This window comes from Streptomyces sp. NPDC002911 (genome assembly GCF_053591835.1).
Genome location: NZ_JBSFUO010000050.1, coordinates 1 through 19,803, shown reverse-complemented (window position 1 = coordinate 19,803; position 19,803 = coordinate 1). Strand labels below are relative to the sequence as shown.

Below are 19,803 nucleotides of genomic sequence, written 5' to 3'. Positions count from 1 at the left end.
GCAGGGGGGACCCTGTGGGAGAGTAGGACGCCGCCGAACAATTATTCCGGGAAAGCCCCGTGCCCTTGTGGCACGGGGCTTTTCTGCGTTCACAGGTCGTCACGGAGTACGTCGACGGCCAGGCGCTCGCTCCCGAGGGGACGTTCGTCAGCGCGGGTTCACCAGGCGGGTGTCGTAGGCGAGAATGACCGCCTGGACGCGGTCCCTGGACCCAGTTTTGGCGAGGATGCGGGTGACGTGAGTCTTCACCGTCGATTCGGCGAGGTGGAGACGCGCGGCGATCTCGCTGTTCGTCCATCCCTGTCCGATGACCGTGAGTATTTCCCTTTCCCGCTCGGTCAGCGAGGCGACGCGTGCGTCTCCTGTACCGAGGGTGTCGCCCGGTGCGGCCGGCAGATGGTGCACGTAGGCGTCCAGGAGCCGGCGGGTGAGGCTCGGGGCGACGACGGCGTCGCCGCTCGCGACCGCGCGGATGCCGGACAGGAGTTCTTCCGGCAGCGCGTCCTTGACGAGGAAGCCGCTGGCACCGGCCCGCAGGCCGTCGTAGGCGTACTCGTCGAGGTCGAAGGTCGTCACGATGAGGACCCGGGTGCGGGCGCCGGACGTGATGATGCGGCGTGTGGCCTCGATGCCGTCGAGTCCCGGCATCCGGATGTCCATCAGCGCGACGTCCGGGTGGTGGTGGGCGACGAGGTTCACCGCCTCAGTGCCGTTGGCGGCTTCACCGACGACTGTCATGTCGTCCTGGCTCTCCAGCAGCATGCGGAAACCGAAGCGCTGCATGGCTTGGTCATCGGCGATGAGTACCGTGGTCACGGGGGTGCGTCCTCCAGGGGAAGGCGAAGTCGAGTCTGCCAGCCGCCTGTGGGAAGCCGGCCCGATTCGAGTGTGCCGTTGTAGAGCGAGGCCCGCTCACGCATTCCGCTGATGCCCCGCCCGTTGCCGGTGCCCTCGGCCCCCAGGCCCCGCGTACCGCCTCCGCCCGAATCCATGGCCAGCACCTCCAAGCGGGTAGGCGTGTAGGTGAGGGTGACCTCGGCGTTGGCCTCGGGCCCCGCGTGCTTGAGGGTGTTGGTGAGGGATTCCTGGACCACGCGGTAGACGGCGAGCTGACGGCCGGGTGAGGCGGGGGAGGGCGGGGGACTGCCGTTGATCGTCAGCCGGACGGGCAGCCCCGCCTCCCGTACGCCTGCCAGCAGGGCGTCGAGGTCCGCGAGGGACGGCTGGGGCGCAAGCTCGGCGGCCGGTGCCGGCTCGCGCAGTACGCCGAGTACGCGCCGTAGTTCTGCCAGGGCCTGGCGGCTCGTGGCGCCGATGGCTTCGAGGGCCTGGGCCGCGCGTTCAGGGCTCTTGGCCGCGGCGTAGGCCCCACCGTCGGCCAGGCCGGTGATGACGGAGAGGTTGTGGCCGATGATGTCGTGCATCTCCCGGGCAATACGGGTGCGTTCGGCGGCTGCTGCGAGCTGGGCCTGCTGGTCACGCTCGCGCTCGAGCCGGTGGGCGCGTTCGACAAGGGCCTCGGTGTACTCCTGGCGGGTGCGGACCGCGATCGCGAGCAGGGCGACGAAGGCGAATGCCCACAGGTAGGACACGAGTTGCCAGTCCGCGGTGCCGGAGATCGATCCGGCGGCGGCAGGCAGGCACATCACCACACCTGACAGGGCCAGCGACTTGAGAGGCAGCCGCACGGCGATCGTGTAGGCGGGGATCAGCTGGAGCATGGCGGCCTGGACGACGGCGCCCGTGCAGATGTTGAGCAGGGAGACCGGTGCCATCAGGACGAGCACGGCCATCGGCCGGCGGCGGCGCCACAGGAGTGGCACGGAGAAGCACAGGCTCATCAGCAGGACCAGAGGCTCCGGAGTATCCGCGTTGCGGGCGACCGTGCGCCAGCCGCCGGTGCTGTAGTCGAGCACCGCGACGACGACCCAGAAGCCGGTGACCGAGAGGTCCCACACCATCGGCCGGCGGCGGTCGAAGGACCGGAGCCGTTGCATGAGGTCCTGGACGTACAGGGTCAGGGGTGCGGTGCCGGTGGTCAGATGCCCGGGATTCGGGTCCTCCTCGTCGCTCACCCTGTTCGTCCTCAGTCCGTCCGTCACCGCTCGCCTCTCGCCGTGCCGTCCCGTTAGGCGTCCCTGCGGCGCAGAAGTACCGCGCCCGCGCCCAGCGACGCGCCCGCCCACAGGCACAGGGCCAGCAGCGCCGGTCCGGTAGCTGCGGCGTCCGGGAGCGGGGTGGCCGAGCCGAGTACCCCGGCGGCCTGGGTCGGGAAGTACTTCAGGGCGGTGTCCACGGCATCGTACGGAAGCATGCCGAGCACCTCGGGCAGGATCAGGACACCTCCGAGGTACGCCCCGATGCTGCCGGGCACGGAGCGCAGGGTGGCGCCGAGGCCGAGGGCGGTGAGGCTGAGCAGGGTGATGCCGGCCGCGTTGCCGGCGATCGCGCCGAGAACGCCCGGATCGGTGAGCCCGGCCGCCTGGTCGGTGTCGTGCAGCAACAGTTGCGCGGCGAGGAAGGTGATCAGCGCGGTGGCGATCATCGAGCTGAAGGCGGCGACGGTGAACACCCCCGCCTTGGCCCACAGGACGGGGAGTCGGCGCGGTACGACGGTGAGTGAGGCGCGGATCATCCCGGTGGAGTACTCGCCGGCGGTGACGAGGATGCCGAGGACCGCGAGGCACATCTGGCCGAGCTGGCTGCCGTAGAGGACGAGGACGACGGTGTCGATGTCGGCGTCGCCGCCGCCCGAGGTGTAGGTGGCGCCCATGAGGAGCCCGACGCCGAGGGTCAGTGCCGCCGCCGACACGAGGGTGATCCAGGTCGAGCGCAGGGACCAGAGTTTGTGCCATTCGGAGCGCAGGACACGGCGTGGGGTGACGCGGTACGGGGAGGGCGCGGTGGCGATGGTCATGCGTGGGCTCCCGTCAGGGGTGCGGCGGTCCGGTACTCGACGGCGTTCTGGGTGAGGTTCATGAAGGCCTGTTCCAGGGACACGGTCCGCGGCGTGAGTTCGTGGAGCGGGATGGCGTGAACGGCGGCGGTGCGGCCGATGTCGGCGGCGTCGACGCCGTGCACGGTGAGCTCGTCGGCGGCGCCGGTGCTGATGCGTACCCCGGGGCCGGTCAGCAGGGTGCGCAGCGCGTCGGCCTGCGGGGTGACGACCTTGACCGAGGCGCCGCCCGCGGTGCGGATCAGGTCGCCGACGGTGGTGTCGGCGAGGAGCCGTCCGCGGCCGATGATGACGAGGTGGTCGGCGGTGAGCGTCATTTCGCTCATGAGGTGGGAGGAGACCAGGACGGTCCGGCCCTCTGCCGCGAGAGACGTGAGCAGGGTGCGGATCCAGAGGACGCCTTCGGGGTCCAGCCCGTTGACGGGCTCGTCCAGGATGAGGGTCGCAGGGTCGCCGAGGAGCGCGGCGGCGATGCCGAGGCGCTGTCCCATGCCGAGCGAGAAGCCCCTGATCCTCCTGTGGGCGGCTCCGGTGAGGCCGGCCAGGTCCAGGACGTGCTCGACGCGGCTGCGGGGGATGCCGTGGGTGTGGGCGAGGGCCATGAGGTGGCTGAAGGCGGTACGCCCCGGATGGACCGAGCGGGCTTCCAGGAGGGCCCCGACCTCGGTGAGCGGTGCGGGGTGGGTGGTGTAGTCGCGGCCTCCGATGGTGGACCGGCCGCCGGTGGGGGCGTCCAGGCCGAGCAGCATGCGCATGGTGGTCGACTTCCCGGCTCCGTTGGGGCCGAGGAAGCCGGTGACGGTGCCCGGCCGGATGGTGAAGTCGAGGCCGTGGACGACGGTGGTGTCCCCGTACCGTTTGGTGAGTTCGTATGCCCTGATCATGTCGTCGACGCTACGGAGCGCGTTCGTGGCGGTCGTCCGACCGCGGGCTGGATGTGCGGGGCGCCGTAGTACCGGGGTACGACGGTGGTGCGGGCCGTTACGAGTGGGGCCGGCTCCCGCCCTCGATGACGGGGGTCAGGCCGTCGAGGAAGGCCTTGAGGCCGAGCTCGGAGAGTGTGCCGAGGCGGAGGTCGTAGCCGTCCTCGAGGGAACGGACCACGGTCGCGAAGGCCGGGAAGCGGCCGGATTCGACCAGGCCCTGGAGCGTGTGGGCGCGGCTGTCCACCCACTGGTCCTCGGACTGGCCGGTGGTCGCCGCCGCCTGTGCCTCCCTTTCCAGGTGGATGGCCAGCCCCTGGACATGGCTGAAGAGCAGTACGTGGATGTCGAACAGTGCGTGGTGTCCAGGCCGTGCCCGTCGAGGGCGTTCAGCGACCATTCGCCGTGGACCATCAGGTTGGGGAGGAGCAAGGGGCGGGTGAGGGAGGATAGCTGGGCGAGCCAGGGGTGGCGTCGGTGCAGAACCCACAGCGTCCGCGCACCCAGTTCGAGGCGGGCACGCCAGCCGTCCGGAGCTGCGGCGGGGTAGGACTTCTCGCCGAACGCGGCATCGGCCATGAGCAGGATGAGGTCGTCCTTGCCGGTCACATACCGGTAGGGCGACATGGACGTGGAGGCTCGCGTCGCTGCGGTGGGAGGGGGCGCGTCTGGCCGAGGCAGCGCGGCACGCCTTTCGACCTCTACTGCGATGCCATGGCGCAGATCCGGATGGACCGCTGGTCGCAGGGGCGGGTGGCCCTGCTCGGTGACGCCGGCTACTGCCCTTCGCCGCTCTCGGGGCAGGGCACCAGCCTGGCGCTCGTAGGTGCCCATGTGCTGGCAGACTGCCTGGCCCAGGCGCCCGGCGACCACACGGCCGGCTACGCCCGTTACGAGGAGCGGATGCGTTCCTTCGTCGCCCTGAACCAGCCGCTGGCGACCGAGAACCCCGGAGGGCCCGCCACCGAGGCCTCGGTCGACCACGCCAAGAACGCCATGTCGCTGGACGGCTGACAGCCTGGTGTATCTCGTTTGCCGCAGTCGGGGCGGCAGGGCACGATCGGCGGATGGACTATGTCGTTCGTGCCGTGCGGGCAGAGGAATGGCGACGGGCCAGGGAGATCCGGCTGGCGGCGCTGCGGGACCCGGTGGCCTCGATCGCCTTCCTGGACACGTATGAGCACGCGCTGGGCAGGCCCGATGTGTTCTGGCAGGAGCGGACGGCGGGTGGTGCCGTGGGGGAGCACAGCCGTCAGTTCATCGCTGAGGCGCCCGACGGACAGTGGGCGGGAACGGTGACGGTGCTCGTCGAGCGGCCGGGGGGCGAACCGGGTTTCGGGGAGGCGGCCGAGGTCGATCAGGCCCATCTGGTGGGGGTGTTCGTGCGGCCCGGGCACCGGGGGCGCGGGGTGGTGGACTCGTTGTTCCGCGAGGCGCTCGACTGGTCCTGGTCGCTGACCGGGCCGCCGCTGGAGCGGGTGCGGCTCTACGTCCACGAGGCCAACACGCGGGCTGCGGCCTCCTACCGGCGGATCGGCTTCGTCCCGACCGGCGGGACGCTGCCGATGGAAGGGGATCCGACGGCTCTGGAGCTGGAGTTCGAGATCCGTCGTTAGACGGCGGTTCCGGTCCCTCGATCAGCGCGGTCAGCTCGGTTCGGGTGCCGGAAGGCGTTCCCGCCAGCGGGCGCGGGCCTGTTCCTCGGAGCGGAGCAGGACCAGGGTGCGCATCCCCTGGTCCTGGCCGGCCGACAGCAGCTCCGGAAGCTGGGGAAGGGGAGCCACGGCCGCGACGTCGTCGAGGACGAGCGTCATTGGTGGGTCGAGCCGACCGTCGGTTGACCGTACGGCCATGCGGCGGCCGTGCTCGACCACGTGCGAGGCGAGTGCGGTGAGCAGGGGCATCGCACCGGGGTGGTGGCGGGGATCCTCGATGGGTTCACCGACCACATACAGCGTTCCCCCCTCGCGTGCAAAAGAATCCAGTACGAGCGCATCGGCTCGATCGGGTGTGCACGCCTCACGGATATGGACCGACGAGAGGGCCGCGAAGGTCCGTACGGTCAGTTCCTGTGCCACCTCGCGGCGTTCGGGGTAGGCGGTGAGCGCGGACTCCAGGAGCCCGGCGAGCCCGGACGCCGCCTTGGGGTGGGTGCGGAGCAGACGCACCGGTTCGTGGCCGCCGGCGCCGGAGGCCCAGCGGTGGACCTGGCGAAAGGGGCGGCCGTCCACGGCGGCGGCGTGCAGCCAGCACTGGAGGAGGGTCTGGGCGGTGTCGGCGACGGCCGCGTCGATCCTGGCCAGGGGGCGGACCGGGGTGAGGAGGGCGGCCGCCCGGGAGGCCGCGGTGGCGGGGTCCTCGCAGCCGGCGGTGGGCGCCCAGTGGAGGCGGGCGGGGGTGTCGCAGAGGTGACCCGGGTCGTAGACGAGGACGGGGCCGAGCTTGCTGCGGGCGTCCTTCGTCTCGTCCCAGACGGTGGGGTCCGAGGTGACGACGAGGGCGGGGCCGTCCGCGTCCCGGATGGCCTGGACGACAGCGGGGCGGCGAGTGGCGGCGGCGCCGTAGAGGACGTGTGGGGTGCGGGGCGGGGGGACCAGCGGGGCGGCCTCCCGCGCGTACGCGGTGAGGGGCGCGGTGGGGGCCGGGGCTGCGTCGACGGGCGCCGGGGCGGGCGCCGGGGCGGGCGCCGGGGCCGGAGTGGTTTCGGCGGGTGCCTGCACCTGGACTCGCGCCTCGGCCTGCGCAGGCGCCGTCGCCGGAACGGACGTCGGTGTCGGAACGGGCGTCGGTGTCGGGGGCGCTTCGGCGGGGGCCGCGCGCTTCTGCTTCCGTACCATCCGCCAGCGCGTCACCACACCTACCGCGAACACCGTCAGGACCAGGAGCACCATCACCTCGCCGATGAACAGGCCCCAGAACAGCCCGTATCCGGAGAGGTCGCCCGGTGGGGTGTCCGGCCAGGCACCCGGCAGGTTCGTCGGTTCGACGGCCAGTGCGCGCAGGGCCAGCGGCGTCCGCGTGAACGTGATGTTGTCCGGCCAGCCCCCGTGGGCGAACAGTCCGGCCAGGCCCGTGGCCGTCCACGCCAGGACCGTCAGCCCGAAGAGGAAGGCCAGCAGGCCGAGCAGCAGGCCGTCCGGGATGCCGCCCTGGCCCTCGCCGCCGCGCCCCGGGCCGGATGGTGACTGGCGTGCCATGTCATGCCACCGTTGACTCGGACGACTCGTTCAGCCGCTGCTGGTTCTCGATCCGCGCCGCCCGCTGCTCCGCCTCCAGCTCCGCGGCCCGTACGTCCTCGGGGAGCAGGTCCATCGCGGAGCCCTCGGTCATCGCGCGGTCGGTGAACACCAGGGGGCGTTCCGCCTCGGTGATCAGGTGCTTGACGACCTGCACGTTGCCGTTGACGTCCCACACGGCGATGCCCGGGGTCAGCGTCGGGATGATCTCGACCGCCCACCTGGGCAGACCGATGACCTTGCCCGTCGCTCTGGCCTCGTCGGCCTTCTGGGCGTAGATCGTGCGGGTGGAGGCCATCTTCAGGATGGCCGCCGCTTCCTTCGCCGCTGCTCCGTCGACGACGTCGCTGAGGTGGTGGACGACCGCCACGAAGGACAGCCCGAGACGCCGTCCGAACTTCAGCAGACGCTGGAAGAGCTGCGCCACGAAGGGCGAGTTGATGATGTGCCAGGCCTCCTCGACCAGGAAAATGCGTTTCTTCCGGTCGGGCCTGATCCAGGTGTGCTCCAGCCACACGCCGACGATCGCCATGAGGATCGGCATCGCGATGGAGTTCCGGTCGATGTGCGAGAGGTCGAAGACGATCAGCGGGGCGTCGAGGTCGATGCCGATCGTGGTCGGGCCGTCGAACATGCCGCGCAGGTCACCGTCGACGAGCCGGTCCAATACGAGGGCGACGTCCAGCCCCCAGGCCCGTACGTCGTCTATGTCCACGTTCATCGCTTCGGCGGACTCCGGCTTCGGGTGGCGCAGCTGCTCCACGATGTCCATCAGGACCGGCTGGCGGTCGAGGATGGTGCCGGTGACGTACGCGTGGGCGACCTTGAGCGCGAAGCCGGACCGCTCGTCGAGGCCGTGGCCCATGGCGACCTCGATGATCGTACGGAGCAGGGCGAGCTGCCCGGTCGTGGTGATCGTCGGGTCGAGGGGGTTCAGCCGGATCCCGTCGTTCAGTGCGGCGGTCGGGTCGAGCCGGATGGGCGTGATGCCCAGCTCCTGTGCGATGAGGTTCCACTCGCCGACGCCGTCCTCGCCCTGGGCGTCCAGGACGACGACCTGGCGGTCACGGAAGCGGAGCTGGCGGAGCACGTAGGTCTTCTCCAGCGCCGACTTGCCGTTGCCGGACTCGCCGAGCACCAGCCAGTGCGGGGCGGGGAGCTGCTGGCCGTACAGCTGGAACGGGTCGTAGATGTAGCCCTTGCCCGAATACACCTCACGCCCGATGATCACGCCGGAGTCGCCGAGGCCGGGTGCGGCGGTCGGCAGGTAGACGGCCTGGGCCTGGCCCGTCGACGTACGCACCGGCAGCCGGGTCGTCTCCACGTTCCCGAAGAGGAAGCCGGTGAAGGCATCCGACAAGGCGGACAGCGGATCTCGCATGGCGTGACTGCCCTCTCGTTAGCGACGGATTCCGGTGGCGAACGGCAAGGTGTTCACAAAGGCGCGGTGGTGCTCACGGTCGCACCACTCCAGCTTCAGATACGACTTGCCGGCCGAGGCCCGGATCGTCCGCTTGTCACGGGCGAGGGCTTCGGGAGACCGGGACGACACGGTGATGTACCCCACGAGATTCACCCCGGCCGCACCGCTCGCCAGATCTTCACCCCGCTGGTCGAGCCGGCCGTGGGCGGCGATGTCGCGGGGGTCTACCGTGCGGTTCATCTTGGCCTGGCGGCTCGCCTCGGCGTCGTCGTTGGTCTTCTCCGTCAGCATCCGCTCGATGGCGACTTCGGTGGGTTCGAGGTCCATGGTGACGGCGACCGTACGGATGACGTCGGGCGTGTGGACGAGGAGGGGGGCCAGGAAGTTGACGCCGACGGGCGTCATCGGCCATTCCTTCACCCAGGCCGTCGAGTGGCACCACGGGGCGCGCGTCGTCGACTCACGGGTCTTGGCCTGCAGGAACGTCGGCTCGACGGCGTCCAGCTCGGCCGGCCAGGCGTTGCGCTTCGTCATCGCCTGGATGTGGTCGATGGGGTGGTCCGGGTCGTACATCGAGTGCACGAGTGAGGCCAGCCGGCTCTGGCCCAGCGGCTGCCGGACCCGGATGTCGGCCTCGGCGAGCCGGGCGCAGATGTCCGTCAGTTCGCGGGCCATGACGACGGCGAGACCCGCGTCGCGGTCGATCCTGCGGCCGCCCTGGGGGCGGATGGCGCGGGCCATGGCGTTGGCCTCGGCGGCCAGGTCGCGGCTGTAGTGCATGCAGGCGACGAGGTAGGCGCGGTGTTGCTCACTGGAGGTGGAGACCATCGACTGCAGCTGGTCGTAGGACTCCTGGAGCCAGCCGGGCGAGGTCCTGTCACCGCGCTGGGCGACGTCCTTGGCGTGCGCGTCGGGGTCGGCGGGCAGCGTGCGGGCCAGCATCTGAAGCCGGGTCACGAAGCCGTCGCCGTTCGCCACGTGCTTGAGCAGGGTGCCGAAGCGGTCGACCAGGGCCTCCTGGTCCTCGCTGTCGCGGAGGCCCACCCCGGGGCCCTCGATCTCGATGGCAGCGGTGACCGTACGCCGGTCGGCGTGCAGCAGTACGGCGATCTCGTCGGGGCCGAACGGCGCGGCGAGCCAGCTGATCCGGCCGATGCCGGGCGGCGGCCCGATCTCCACCTCGCGCCCGTCGGCGCTGACCCCGGCCTCGATGGCGGCGGATCGGTAGGCCGTGCCGCGGCGCAGGGTGCGTTTGAAGCTGCGGTTGATCTCGAACCATTTGTAGAAGGTGCGGCCCTTGTAGGGGAAGTACACGACGGCGAGGGCCAGAAGGGGGAAGCCCACGAGCGTCACGATCCGCAGGGAGAGGACCGGGACGAGGAGCCCGCTCATCATGCCGAGGAACGCCCCGGCGATGATCAGCGCGATCTCGCCTGTCTCACGGTTCTTGCCGACGATCGCGTTCGGCCGGGCGCGGCCGATGAGGTACGTACGACGGGGCGCGATCGTGTGGGACGGGGTGGTCAACGTCCTCCACCTCCTGTGTTCGTGTTACCTGTGCTGCCTGAACCGCCTCGTGGGGAGCGGCTGCCGTGGGGGGTGCCGGAGGTGGGCCCGGCCCCGCTGCCGCCCGACGGGGTACGGGAGCTGTGGGCGGCGACACCGCCGCTGACCGGGTTGGCGGGCCGGGCGCCTCCGCCTCCGCCTTCACCGCCGCCGTTGCGGCCGCTGTGGGTCTTGATCCCCTGGGAGACGAGAGCGGCGGGCGAGCTGATCATCGCGGCGGCCTGGGAGCCGTCGGTGGCCTGCTTGCGGTTGGTACGGGCGCCCTGGATCTCGTCGCCGAAACCGGGGACGAAGCGGTAGATCATGGCGGAGGCGAAGATGGCCAGCAGGATGATGGCGAGGCCGGAGACGACGGCCGAGAAGGCGTTGGGGCCGTCTTCGGCGGAGAGCGCCCCGGCGAGCCCGAGCACGATGACGATGACAGGCTTCACCATGATCACCGCGATCATGATGCCTGCCCAGCGGCGGACGTGGCCCCACATGTTCTTGTCGACGAGTCCGGAGTACACGACGACACCCAGCAGGGCGCCTACGTAGAGCAGGGCGGCCCGGATCACGAGCTCCAGCCACAGGATGCCGGCGGCCAGGATCGACACGAGCGAGACGACGATCAGCATGATCGGCCCGCCGCCGATATCGGTGCCCTTCTTGAGCGCCTCGGCGAACGACCCGAAGAAGACATCGGTCTGCCCGCCTGTCGCGGCGGAGATGATCTCGGTGACTCCGTCGGTGGCGGAGACGACCACGTACAGGATGAGCGGGGTGAAGGCCGAGGCCAGGACCGTGAGCCAGAGGAAGCCGATGGCCTCGGAGATCGCGGTGGTGAACGGCACGCCCCGGATGGCTCGCTTGGCCACGGCGAAGAGCCACAGGACCAGGGTGAGGATGGTGGACGCGGCGAAGACGACGGCGTACTGGGTGCGGAAGGTGGAGTTGGTGAAGTCGACGGTCGCCGTGCTTTCCACGGCCTCGCTGAGCTTGCCGACGAGGTAGGCGGCGGCGTCGGCGCAGCCGCGGGCGAGGGAGCTGAGGGGGTCCAGGGCGTCTGTGGTGGTGGGGCGAGCGTTGCGGGCGGCGCCGCCGGCTCCGCCCGCTTCGCCGTCCTCGCAGTAGTCCTTGGCGAGCCCGACGATGAGGTCGCAGGGGTTGTTGCTGGTACTCGGCGCCGGAGTCGGTGTCGGCGTGGGCGCAGCGTAGGCACCGGGCGCCAAGGCGATTACTGCTGCTGGCAGGCTCCCCAGGATCCCGGCGAGCGAGAGCGCGCGGTATGGGCGGTCATCGCGCATAGGTGAAGCCTCCGTATCCCTCAACCGCACTGGCGATGTCGTCCGCAGTCGAGGCCCGGTTGTCGCCGTTGACGGGTGTCGGTCCCTCTGCCTGGCTCGACGACTCGATCTTCCAGTCGTCACCGACCCACTTGAGCTTCTCGGTGATGGTGAACCAGGTGGCAGTGACGGGCTTGGTGGAGCCCTGCCCTGCCATGCCGACGAGCCCCGTGCACCAGACCTCCACGCTCGCGGTGTCCGGGCCCTGTGCCGTGACCTTTGTCCCCACCGGAATGGTTCTGGAGACGAACGTCAGTCCGTTGGGTGTGCTGCCGTCCTCGTTCAGCCCGACGTTCGCGAGGAAGTCGGCGGAGTAAGCCTTGGCCATGTCGGCTTGGAGAGACGCTACGACGGCAGGGTCATGGGTGGCCTGCAGGATTCCGTCACGCTTCATCTTGTCGAACATGTCCACTGACCCCAGCGCCACCGCGTAATTCGCGGCCGCGCTCTGCGCCCCCTGCTCGTCATGTGCGAAACCGGAGGCGATCGTGCCGATCTTGCCCTCGACAGGCTTCGTGCCCGTCGCGGCCGTGGGGCCGGCCCCTGCCGCGTCCGGCTTCTTCTCGCCGCCGCCGCTGGAGGTGCCGCCCCCGCCCTGGTTCGCGAAAGCGATCGCCGCGATCAGCAGGACCACCACGCCCACCACCATGATCAGCGAGCGGGTGTTCCGGGCGGGCCGGCGGCCGTAGCCGTCGCCGTCGTCACCGCCGGGCAGACGCGTGCGCGTCTGGCGCGTCCCGCCGAGGGTGCTGTACGCGTCCTCCGTGCGGCCCCCCGGCTCGTTGCCGCCGTAGCCGCGCTCATCACCCTGGCTCATGCCGCGTCCGCCCCCTCAGCCGTGTGCAGTTCCGCGTGAGGCGACGGTAGCGCTGCTGGTTTCCGCGTGTGCGCGGTGTGGTGACTCGACATCAGGGGACGCAACCTCTGCCGGTGGGCACGACGAACGGACGGTGGGGGGCGGGCGGGGAGCTGGGACGGGCCCGGGCAGGCCGGCGGGCTGACTGCGATCAGACAGCCATCCCGTACACAATGGTGAACAGTGTGCCCAGTGATCCGATGATGAAGACGCCGGTCAGTCCTGCCACGATCAGGCCCTTGCCTTGTTCCGCGCTGAAGGTGTCGCGCAGCGCCGTCGCGCCGATGCGCTGTTTCGCCGCACCCCAGATCGCGATGCCGAGGCAGAGCAGGATGGCGATCGCCATCACCACCTCGATCATGATGCGCGCCTCGTTGCCCAGAGTCCCGAACGGCCCCCAGTTCGGGGCGATTCCGCCGATGATGGTGGTGATGTCGCCCTTTTCCGCTGCCAGGATCATGTAAGTCACCGCCCCTGTTGGGTAGTTCGCAGCCCGCGCCGTGCGACACGGGTCTGTCTCTATCTTCGCTGATGAAACCGGCATCGCACGACGCCTTCCCGGGTCTCTTTACCCGGATCTCGCACGTTTGACCGGAGAAGCCGCCCTGACCTGCGGCTCGTATCGAAATCTGCCCGCATATGCATGGTTACTCTGTGTATCACGGGGTGTGACGGCTAGCAATGACGGTGGCGATGGGTCACGGGTGCGGTTGGTGCGTTCACAGGAAGCGGAGGATTCGTACGCGCTGTTCGAGAGCCGTGTACGCGCCGGTGGCTGCTCCCCGACGCGTCAACAGGTGCCACGCGGGGAAGACCTCGCGCCGTCGATGGCCGGAGCACGGTGCGTGCGGGCGCCGGGCCTCGGAGCGGGGCGGTCCAGTGGGGCGGTGGCTTGAAGTCGCACCAGGAGCCGTCGAACGGGAATGCCCCCGACTCGGCGAGACGGGCCGCGCGTTTCCCCTCGGCGCGGATAGCCGTCGCCTCCCCCCGCTGACCGGTACGCGGGGTGACCGGTCTTTTCGGCGAACGACCGCTCGTCCTTCCATCGCCGGCTGCGGTCCGCCGCCACAGCGATGTCCAGCTCGTGGTCGGCCACGTCGGTGTCCTCGCCGCGGTGGGTCCGGTGCCCCAGGTTCACGTACCAGCCGCGGGATGTCTTGGAGGTGCGCCCCGCCGGACAGTTCTGTACGCCACATAGGGGTACCGCTCTCCAGCCACACCAGCTGGCCCGCGTCCCGTGCGTGTCCGTATGGAGGAGGAAGCCGCGGGGTGGTGCGCCGAGCACGTGCCGGAGCATCTCGCCGACATTCCAGGCGTCGAAGAGCCGGGATTCGGGGATCCGGGCGTGGCACACGCATGGTGGTGGGCTTTCCCGCCCCGAAGGTGCCGTTCAGTCAGACGATCACACCGCAGAGGGTGCGGGCGGTCCTCGTCAGGGCCCCTCGGCCAGCATCGCCGTGAAGCTGCGGCCGTAGGCGTGGTGGGTCGGGACGTCGATGCGGGTACCGCCGGGGACGCGGCGCACGTGGATTCCGGCGTCTGCCGAGAGGCGCCGCAGAGGCCGGCCGTGGAGGGTGACCGATACGGTGCGTCGCGTGGTCGTGGGGTCGGACACCGCGACGGTGTACGCACCGCCCGCAGTCCGGCGCAGCATGACCGACGCCGGGCCGTCGATCGAGAGGCGCCCCGCCCGGTGGGTCCCCGGGGTGAAGGCGTTGGCGGCGGTGATGCCCAGGCCGGTGTGGGCCGCGGCCTGCAGGCGGGCCGTGTTGGACAGCACGGAGAGCGGGCCGCCTTGGGCGTAGCAGGTCAACTGCCGTGCGGAGGCGTTCGGCACGAGGGCGTGCGCCATGGAGGCGGGCCGCTCCCCGGCGGCCTGCTCGTAGGACAGGATGAAGACCTGCTTGGTCACCGCTGTGTCCGCGTTGGCGAGACGTACGAGACGCCGGCTGCGCGTGACCGTGTCGAGGGCGACGGCCGGCGGCGGGCCGGACAGGAAGACGTAACCGACGGCGGTGCCCTGCTCCTCGTCGGCGTACCGCAGCCAGGCCGGCGGGGCGGACCCGGTCCGCTGCCAGGGTGATCCGTCGCGGAGGCCGCCGGTGAGGTCGACGGGGGAGGAGGGGGCGGCGATACGGCTGTCGACCGTGGTGGTCGCCGCGCGGCCGGCCAGGCCGGTCACACCCGCGGAGAGTACGACGATCTCGTCGTCGAACATGAACCAGGACCTGGTGGCACCCGCCGCGCGGTAGGCGACGAAGTCCTCGGGCAGTGTGCCTGCCTGCTGGGCGGCGTACGCGGCGTCGTCGGACTGTACGAGACCGGCTACGCCGTAGGGGCCGAGGCGGGCGCCGCCGGAGAACGACTGGGTGCCGCGAGGGAAGTAGACGTACGTGTTCTGCGACTCGGAGGACGAGGTGAAGCAGCGCTCCGGGTTGTCGTACCAGAGGGTGCCGTAGAGCTCGGGGACGCTGCGCCGCGTCTCGACGGGGGCGGTGACGCCGGCGAGGCGGTGGGGCTCGACTGCGGTGAAGTAGTCGACGCCGAACGCCTGCCGCTGGTCCGCCCCGGAGAGATAGAGGTAGTGGGCGCCGTCACCCTGGAACCAGGGCATCAGGTTCTCGCCGCTCATGTACTCGTACGTGCTGATGCGGTCGGAGCTGCGGGCGAGGGCGAAGGCGTAGCCGGGGCGGCGGTGAACGGTGCGGTCCATCGCGTTGAACGCGGCGTGGGATGCGGTGGGTAAGAGATCCCTGGCGGGCGTGGGTGCGTTCAGGATGTCGAAGTAGCGGGCGATGCTGACCGGGGAGACGAAGGACGTGGTCTCGAGGCTCGCCTTCGAGGTCTGGCGGACGTATTTCACGTAGCCCTCGAGCGCCTCGGTCTCGCTGGCGGCCGTGTACGCGGAGAGGTCGACGACGGCCTCCACGACGGCGGTGACGTCCGCGTAACCCGTGCCGGTCCGTGAGACCGCGCGCCCCTTGACGATCTCCATCATCCAGCCCTCGAAGATCAACGGGGCGAAGCCGTCGGCGATCCAGCCCTGTACGACGCCGACCAGGCTTTCGTCGGAGATGTAGCCGGTGCCGTCAAGGATCTTGATGGTCTGGACGATCCGGGTGAGCAGTCCCTTGCCGTAGGAGCCGGTGTAGGCGACGGAGGAGTGCTGGACGAACGATCCGTCGGCGTAGAAGCCGTCGGTGACCCCGTGGCGCGGCTGGTAGGGGTCGATGGCCGAGAAGACCGTCAGCTGGTCGGCGAGGGCTTTGGTGATGCGGACCTCGTCGCCGAGCAGGGCACCTTGCAGGATCCGGTTCGTCGTGATGTCGGCGAGATTGGCGCCGGTGTGGAAGCGGGAGTCGAGATCGACGTCGCCGTCCTTGCCGTTGCGGAGATACGCGTCCATGGAGGCGATGTACGTGGCTGCCAGCTCCGGCCGGTACGCTGCGGCCTCGTCCCTGAGCAGGACCAGGGTCCTGGTCACGTAGGCCGGGATGCCGATCTCCCAGTGGAACCAGTTGCCGTAGTAACCCGTCGACTGGTCGCCGAACCAGCCGTCGTGGAGGCGGAGCAGACCGTCGAGGACGCGTCGCCGGACCGCTGTGGTGTCGTCCGTGCCACCGGCTCCGGGGAGGCAGGTGGCGAGAGCGATCTCGTAGAGGTACTGGTACGACGTGCTCAGGTTGGGGTCGCTGGTGCCGAGGGGTACGCCCGCGAAGAGCTCGCCCTGCCCGGCTCCGTCCATGGCAGCGAGCCGGGCGCGCGCCGTCGCCCGCAGGGAGGCGAGCTTGGGCGCCACCTCGGGGCGTACGTGGGACTCGGCGGTGCCGGCGAAGACCGCGACGGTGTTGGTGAGGAGGGCGGCCGGATTTCTGGCGGCATGACCGAGCTCCGGCGCCGTCTCGGCCCGCAGGGTCCGGGACAGCGCCCAGAGAGTGGCGGCGGGGATCACGGACAGTGCGGAACGACGCGAGAGCTCCACCAGTACGCTCCAAAGTCCGGCCCGTAAGCGTGTGTTTCCCCTGCCGCCCAGCCAAGCAACGGCATCTCACCGGTGTCAACGGCCGGGCCCGTTGTCGGTGCGCGCAGCGCTTCCACGACGTGGATGCAGGCGGCGCTCATCCGGCTGGTCGTACGAGCGTCGGCATGCGGAGGCAGTATCTCCGTGAGCATCAGGCGGAGCACATCGCGCGGGTGGGGCCGGTCGCCGTGCTCCTCGAGACGCCGGCCGACGCACGACGCGGTCTGCGCGGAGGCGTAATCCATGGCGAAGGAGAGCATCGACTGCCGGGGGCGGAGTGGTGATGCAGCTGTCCCGGGGAGATGCCTGCCCCTCCTGTCCCCCTGGCGTTCGGCACGATGGACAGACCGTCCGGCAGGCAGACCCCCGGTGATCGTGCAGGCCTCCCACCGGATGTGGGGAGGCCGGCCTCCCGCCCCTTCGTTCTTTGTTAGCTTCCTCTCCATGGCGGGACACCAGGACGAAACCAGGACGGCCTACGACGGGGTCGTCGAGCTCTACGCGTCGATGTTCGCCGACCGGCTGGAAACACAGCCGTTCGCGCGGTCCATGATCGGCACCTTCGCCGAGCTGGTGCGCGGGACGGGGAATTTACGGACAGCCGATGTCGGGTGCGGGCCCGGGCACCTGACGGCCATGCTGCACGACCTGGGGCTGGACGCCTTCGGGCTCGACCTCTCCCCGGGCATGATCGGCCACGCCCGGCAGGCTCATCCGGCGCTGCGGTTCGACGAGGCGCGGATGGAGGCCCTGCCGGTCGAGGACGGCGCGCTCGGCGGTGTGCTGGCCCACTACTCGATGATTCACACTCCGCCCGGGGAACTGCCCGCGCTGCTCGCTGAGCAGGTCCGGGTCCTGGTGCCGGGCGGCCTGCTCATGACCTCGTTCTTCGGGACCGACGGGCCCGAGCCGGTCCGCTTCGACCACAAGGTGGCGACCGCATACAGCTGGCCGGTGGACCGGTTCACCGAGCTGCTCGCCGGGGCGGGGCTCACCCCGTTCGCCCGGCTGCTCCACGACCCGGCCTCCGAGCGGGGCTTCCTCGACACCCACGTGCTGGCCCGCCGGCCGTAGGGCGCGTGCTGTGTCCGGGTCCTTGTGTCAGCGGCCCTGGTCGCCCTTCGGTCCGATGCCTTTGATCCTTGTCGGAGTTCCCTCCGGGGCGAACGAGTGGTGAAAGGTGAAGGCGTGCGGTGCGGCGCCGTGGTGGTGGAGGTGTTCCAGCCTGGAAACCCCGTCCTGCCAGGTGGGTATCACGCCGTCGGAGACCCACCAGAACACGTAGTTCGCGTGTCCTGTCCGCTCGAACCAGTCGTAACGCCTGTTCAGCGCCTCACGGTGCAGACCGGTGTAGATGGCGTCGAAGGCGGGGCGCAGGTCGGTCCAGAGTGAGAGGGTCGTGGCCAGGGCGGCGGTCTCCGCCGTATGGCCCTTGCCGTACCAAGTCGGTACGGCGAACTCTCCCCATGCACCCCAGTCCGCCTCGAAGAGCGCGCCCCGGTCACCGTCTGCCGCTTGAGCACGAGTGAGGTACCCGGGGTGCTGACTGATCTTCTGGTGAACGGCCTCACCAATGTCGTAGAACTCGCGCGTGAGAGGCGCGGGATCGGCGAGAGGTGACTTCAGGACGCCGAATGTGTACAGCGCAAGATGGGGCATGCGTCTCTCCCTGGTCGGTCTGCCTGGCGTGGACCCGGTTCGGTGGCTTACGCATGGAGGCGAGGGTTCGCGGGGCGTGACCAACTCATCCCGTCGCGGCTGGCCCAGCCTGAAGGACCCCTGTGCGACCGTGGGCGACCACCGAAGACCAGATGAAGGTAGCCGCCTCTGCGGATCACGTCGATATTGCGTTTTTCCTGTCCAAGTGGCCTCCCGCATTGCTCGTTTACGAAAGAGTTGGGGCGGTGACGGGCAGGGCAGGCTGCGGGGTATCAGTGATCCACTTCGGCCGATCGGTTCGCCCGCCATACCCGCCCGCACCTCTGTCCGACAGCTCCGAGTGCCGCCGAACGCGTGCGGTGGCAGGCGAGGGAACGACGGAGCGTCAGTTGCCGTTGCTGCTGGCTGAAGGGGGGTGCGGGCCAGTCGAGACGAGGAGGTTCACTGCCACGCCGTGGGAGATCGACGACGAGTTGTGGGCGCGTACTGAGCCGCTGCGGCCGGTCATCCTCGGCTGCGCCATCATCTGCCGGCGACGACTCCGCACGGCGCTTTGTCGGGAGTCGGGGCAGGTGATGCCTCCCAGGAGATGGCCTGCTTGATACGTCAGAACGCACTCGCAGCAGTCGGGCCGGTGCAGCCTCACATGCGGGATCTCAGCACGTCGACCTCACAGCCCGGTGCGAAGGGGTCAAAGCCGTGCTCGATCAGCCAGCGGACCGCCAGCAGGCTTCGCAACGACCACCACGCGTGGATCACGTCGAGGTCGACGTCGGTGCCGTAGCCGGCGATGACGTCGTCGAGGTGCTCCTCGTGTCCGAGCGTGAAAGTGGCGAGGTCGTACAGGGCATCACCCTGGCCCGCCTCGGACCAGTCGATGATGCCCGTGACCTCGTCGCTGTCGACGAAGACGTGCGCGATCTGCAGGTCGCCGTGCGTGAACGCCGGAGTCCACGGCCGGAGGGCGGCCTCGGCCACCTGGCGGTTGCGGGTGACCAGATCCGCGGGCAGGACGCCGTTCGTCACGAGCCGCTCGCACTCGTCGTCGAGTTCCGCCACCAGCGCGGTGTTGCTCCGGCCGGCCTGGCCCGGCCGGGGCGGCAGCGGCGCATCGTGCAACATCCGGATGGCGGCACCCGCCGCGGCCCATGCCGTCGGAGACCCGGTCGACGGCCCGCCGAGGCGTCCTAGCGTCGTCCCTGGGAGTGCGGCGATCGCGAGCACGGGCGGCTTGCGCCACAGGACCTCCGGGGTGGGGACCGGCGCGAGGGACATCGTCTCGACCTCGACGTCGATGCGCGCCTGATCGGCGTCCACCTTCAGAAACACATCGCCGACGCGCAGGGTCACGCGCTCGGAATGGGCGACGACGACTTTGACCTCATCCATGGGCGACCAGTATCCCGGGGGTGATCGCCGACGTCGCCGGCTTTCTCACGTGCGATCACGCGGCTGACCGCATCCCGCTACCCGGCGGCCTCGTGTACGACACCGGCCGCTGACCAAATCAGGCGAACCACTTTTGTCAGGAGTCCTTAGGGGGTACTCCAAGGTCTTGCCGGATACCGGGCGGCGCGCACGGGGACGATGCTCGACGCGACGAGTTCGTGGCGTGGTGTGAACGGACCGAGAGTTGTGCCCTGCACGGTTCGGACGTGCCAGCACTCTGGGCGGATCTGCTGGAGCGCGCCGAGCGGGGGGAACTGTCGGACGGCGGCGGGACGCTGCCCCGTTCGGCCTTAACCTCGCCGTTTCGGTTGGGGCGATGAGGTGTCGTTGAGGGGGAACTGCCTGGTGGCTGACGCGTTTTCGGTGTTCGGACATGGTGGAGACCCGGC

17 protein-coding genes are annotated in these 19,803 nt (G+C 70.0%); 3 read left to right on the top strand and 14 right to left on the bottom strand.

Going from position 1 to position 19,803, the window contains the following annotated elements; all coding sequences use genetic code 11:
- Positions 1 to 147: 147 nt before the first annotated feature.
- The 5 genes from ACWD04_RS32705 to ACWD04_RS32685 form a co-directional block, all read right to left on the bottom strand.
- On the bottom strand, positions 148 to 816 hold the full coding sequence (locus ACWD04_RS32705) for a response regulator (RefSeq protein WP_451137371.1): 669 nt from the start codon (positions 814 to 816) through the stop codon (positions 148 to 150).
- Positions 813 to 2,075, bottom strand: coding sequence for a sensor histidine kinase (locus tag ACWD04_RS32700; protein WP_451137370.1), 1,263 nt, complete (start codon positions 2,073 to 2,075; stop codon positions 813 to 815). The genes ACWD04_RS32705 and ACWD04_RS32700 overlap by 4 nt, the downstream gene beginning before the upstream one ends.
- A gap of 53 nt (positions 2,076 to 2,128) precedes the next feature.
- Positions 2,129 to 2,917 carry an ABC transporter permease gene (locus tag ACWD04_RS32695; protein ID WP_451137369.1) on the bottom strand — a complete coding sequence of 263 codons (789 nt, stop codon included), beginning with the start codon at positions 2,915 to 2,917 and terminating at the stop codon, positions 2,129 to 2,131.
- Complete coding sequence (locus ACWD04_RS32690; RefSeq protein WP_451137368.1) at positions 2,914 to 3,840, bottom strand: ATP-binding cassette domain-containing protein; 927 nt, start codon at positions 3,838 to 3,840, stop codon at positions 2,914 to 2,916. The genes ACWD04_RS32695 and ACWD04_RS32690 overlap by 4 nt, the downstream gene beginning before the upstream one ends.
- Positions 3,841 to 3,937: 97 nt before the next feature.
- Positions 3,938 to 4,279 (bottom strand): hypothetical protein, encoded by a 342-nt coding sequence (locus ACWD04_RS32685; RefSeq protein WP_451137367.1) that lies wholly within the window; start codon positions 4,277 to 4,279, stop codon positions 3,938 to 3,940.
- Between the two features lie 314 nt (positions 4,280 to 4,593).
- Between ACWD04_RS32685 and ACWD04_RS32680 the strand changes: the two genes are divergently transcribed.
- Complete coding sequence (locus tag ACWD04_RS32680; protein WP_451137366.1) at positions 4,594 to 4,893, top strand: FAD-dependent monooxygenase; 300 nt, start codon at positions 4,594 to 4,596, stop codon at positions 4,891 to 4,893.
- A 53-nt stretch (positions 4,894 to 4,946) separates the two neighbouring features.
- Entirely contained in the window at positions 4,947 to 5,495 is a 549-nt protein-coding gene (locus tag ACWD04_RS32675) for a GNAT family N-acetyltransferase (protein ID WP_451137365.1), read from the top strand.
- A gap of 30 nt (positions 5,496 to 5,525) precedes the next feature.
- Here the strand turns inward: ACWD04_RS32675 and ACWD04_RS32670 are convergent, their stop codons facing one another.
- From ACWD04_RS32670 to ACWD04_RS32640, 7 genes are all read right to left on the bottom strand, one after another.
- Positions 5,526 to 7,076, bottom strand: a complete 1,551-nt coding sequence (locus tag ACWD04_RS32670) for a type VI secretion protein (RefSeq protein WP_451137364.1) — start codon at positions 7,074 to 7,076, stop codon at positions 5,526 to 5,528.
- A 1-nt stretch (position 7,077) separates the two neighbouring features.
- The gene (locus tag ACWD04_RS32665; protein ID WP_451137363.1) at positions 7,078 to 8,496 is read right to left on the bottom strand and encodes an ATP-binding protein; all 1,419 of its coding nucleotides are present in this window, start codon (positions 8,494 to 8,496) and stop codon (positions 7,078 to 7,080) included.
- An 18-nt stretch (positions 8,497 to 8,514) separates the two neighbouring features.
- Positions 8,515 to 10,065, bottom strand: coding sequence for an SCO6880 family protein (locus ACWD04_RS32660; protein WP_451137362.1), 1,551 nt, complete (start codon positions 10,063 to 10,065; stop codon positions 8,515 to 8,517).
- Entirely contained in the window at positions 10,062 to 11,390 is a 1,329-nt protein-coding gene (locus tag ACWD04_RS32655) for a hypothetical protein (RefSeq protein ID WP_451137361.1), read from the bottom strand. The genes ACWD04_RS32660 and ACWD04_RS32655 overlap by 4 nt, the downstream gene beginning before the upstream one ends.
- The gene (locus tag ACWD04_RS32650; protein WP_451137360.1) at positions 11,380 to 12,246 is read right to left on the bottom strand and encodes a hypothetical protein; all 867 of its coding nucleotides are present in this window, start codon (positions 12,244 to 12,246) and stop codon (positions 11,380 to 11,382) included. The genes ACWD04_RS32655 and ACWD04_RS32650 overlap by 11 nt, the downstream gene beginning before the upstream one ends.
- A gap of 190 nt (positions 12,247 to 12,436) precedes the next feature.
- Entirely contained in the window at positions 12,437 to 12,745 is a 309-nt protein-coding gene (locus ACWD04_RS32645; RefSeq protein WP_015610155.1) for a hypothetical protein, read from the bottom strand.
- A 972-nt stretch (positions 12,746 to 13,717) separates the two neighbouring features.
- Positions 13,718 to 16,267, bottom strand: coding sequence for a polysaccharide lyase family 8 super-sandwich domain-containing protein (locus tag ACWD04_RS32640; protein WP_451137359.1), 2,550 nt, complete (start codon positions 16,265 to 16,267; stop codon positions 13,718 to 13,720).
- A 483-nt stretch (positions 16,268 to 16,750) separates the two neighbouring features.
- Here ACWD04_RS32640 and ACWD04_RS32635 point away from each other — a divergent pair, with 483 nt between their 5' ends.
- Entirely contained in the window at positions 16,751 to 17,380 is a 630-nt protein-coding gene (locus tag ACWD04_RS32635; protein WP_451137358.1) for a class I SAM-dependent methyltransferase, read from the top strand.
- A gap of 27 nt (positions 17,381 to 17,407) precedes the next feature.
- On the opposite strand, the gene ACWD04_RS32630 is transcribed toward ACWD04_RS32635, so the two are convergent.
- Both ACWD04_RS32630 and ACWD04_RS32625 read right to left on the bottom strand, forming a co-directional pair.
- Positions 17,408 to 17,965 (bottom strand): DUF3291 domain-containing protein, encoded by a 558-nt coding sequence (locus ACWD04_RS32630; RefSeq protein ID WP_451137357.1) that lies wholly within the window; start codon positions 17,963 to 17,965, stop codon positions 17,408 to 17,410.
- A 642-nt stretch (positions 17,966 to 18,607) separates the two neighbouring features.
- Positions 18,608 to 19,354 carry a phosphotransferase family protein gene (locus ACWD04_RS32625; RefSeq protein WP_451137356.1) on the bottom strand — a complete coding sequence of 249 codons (747 nt, stop codon included), beginning with the start codon at positions 19,352 to 19,354 and terminating at the stop codon, positions 18,608 to 18,610.
- Positions 19,355 to 19,803: the final 449 nt, after the last annotated feature.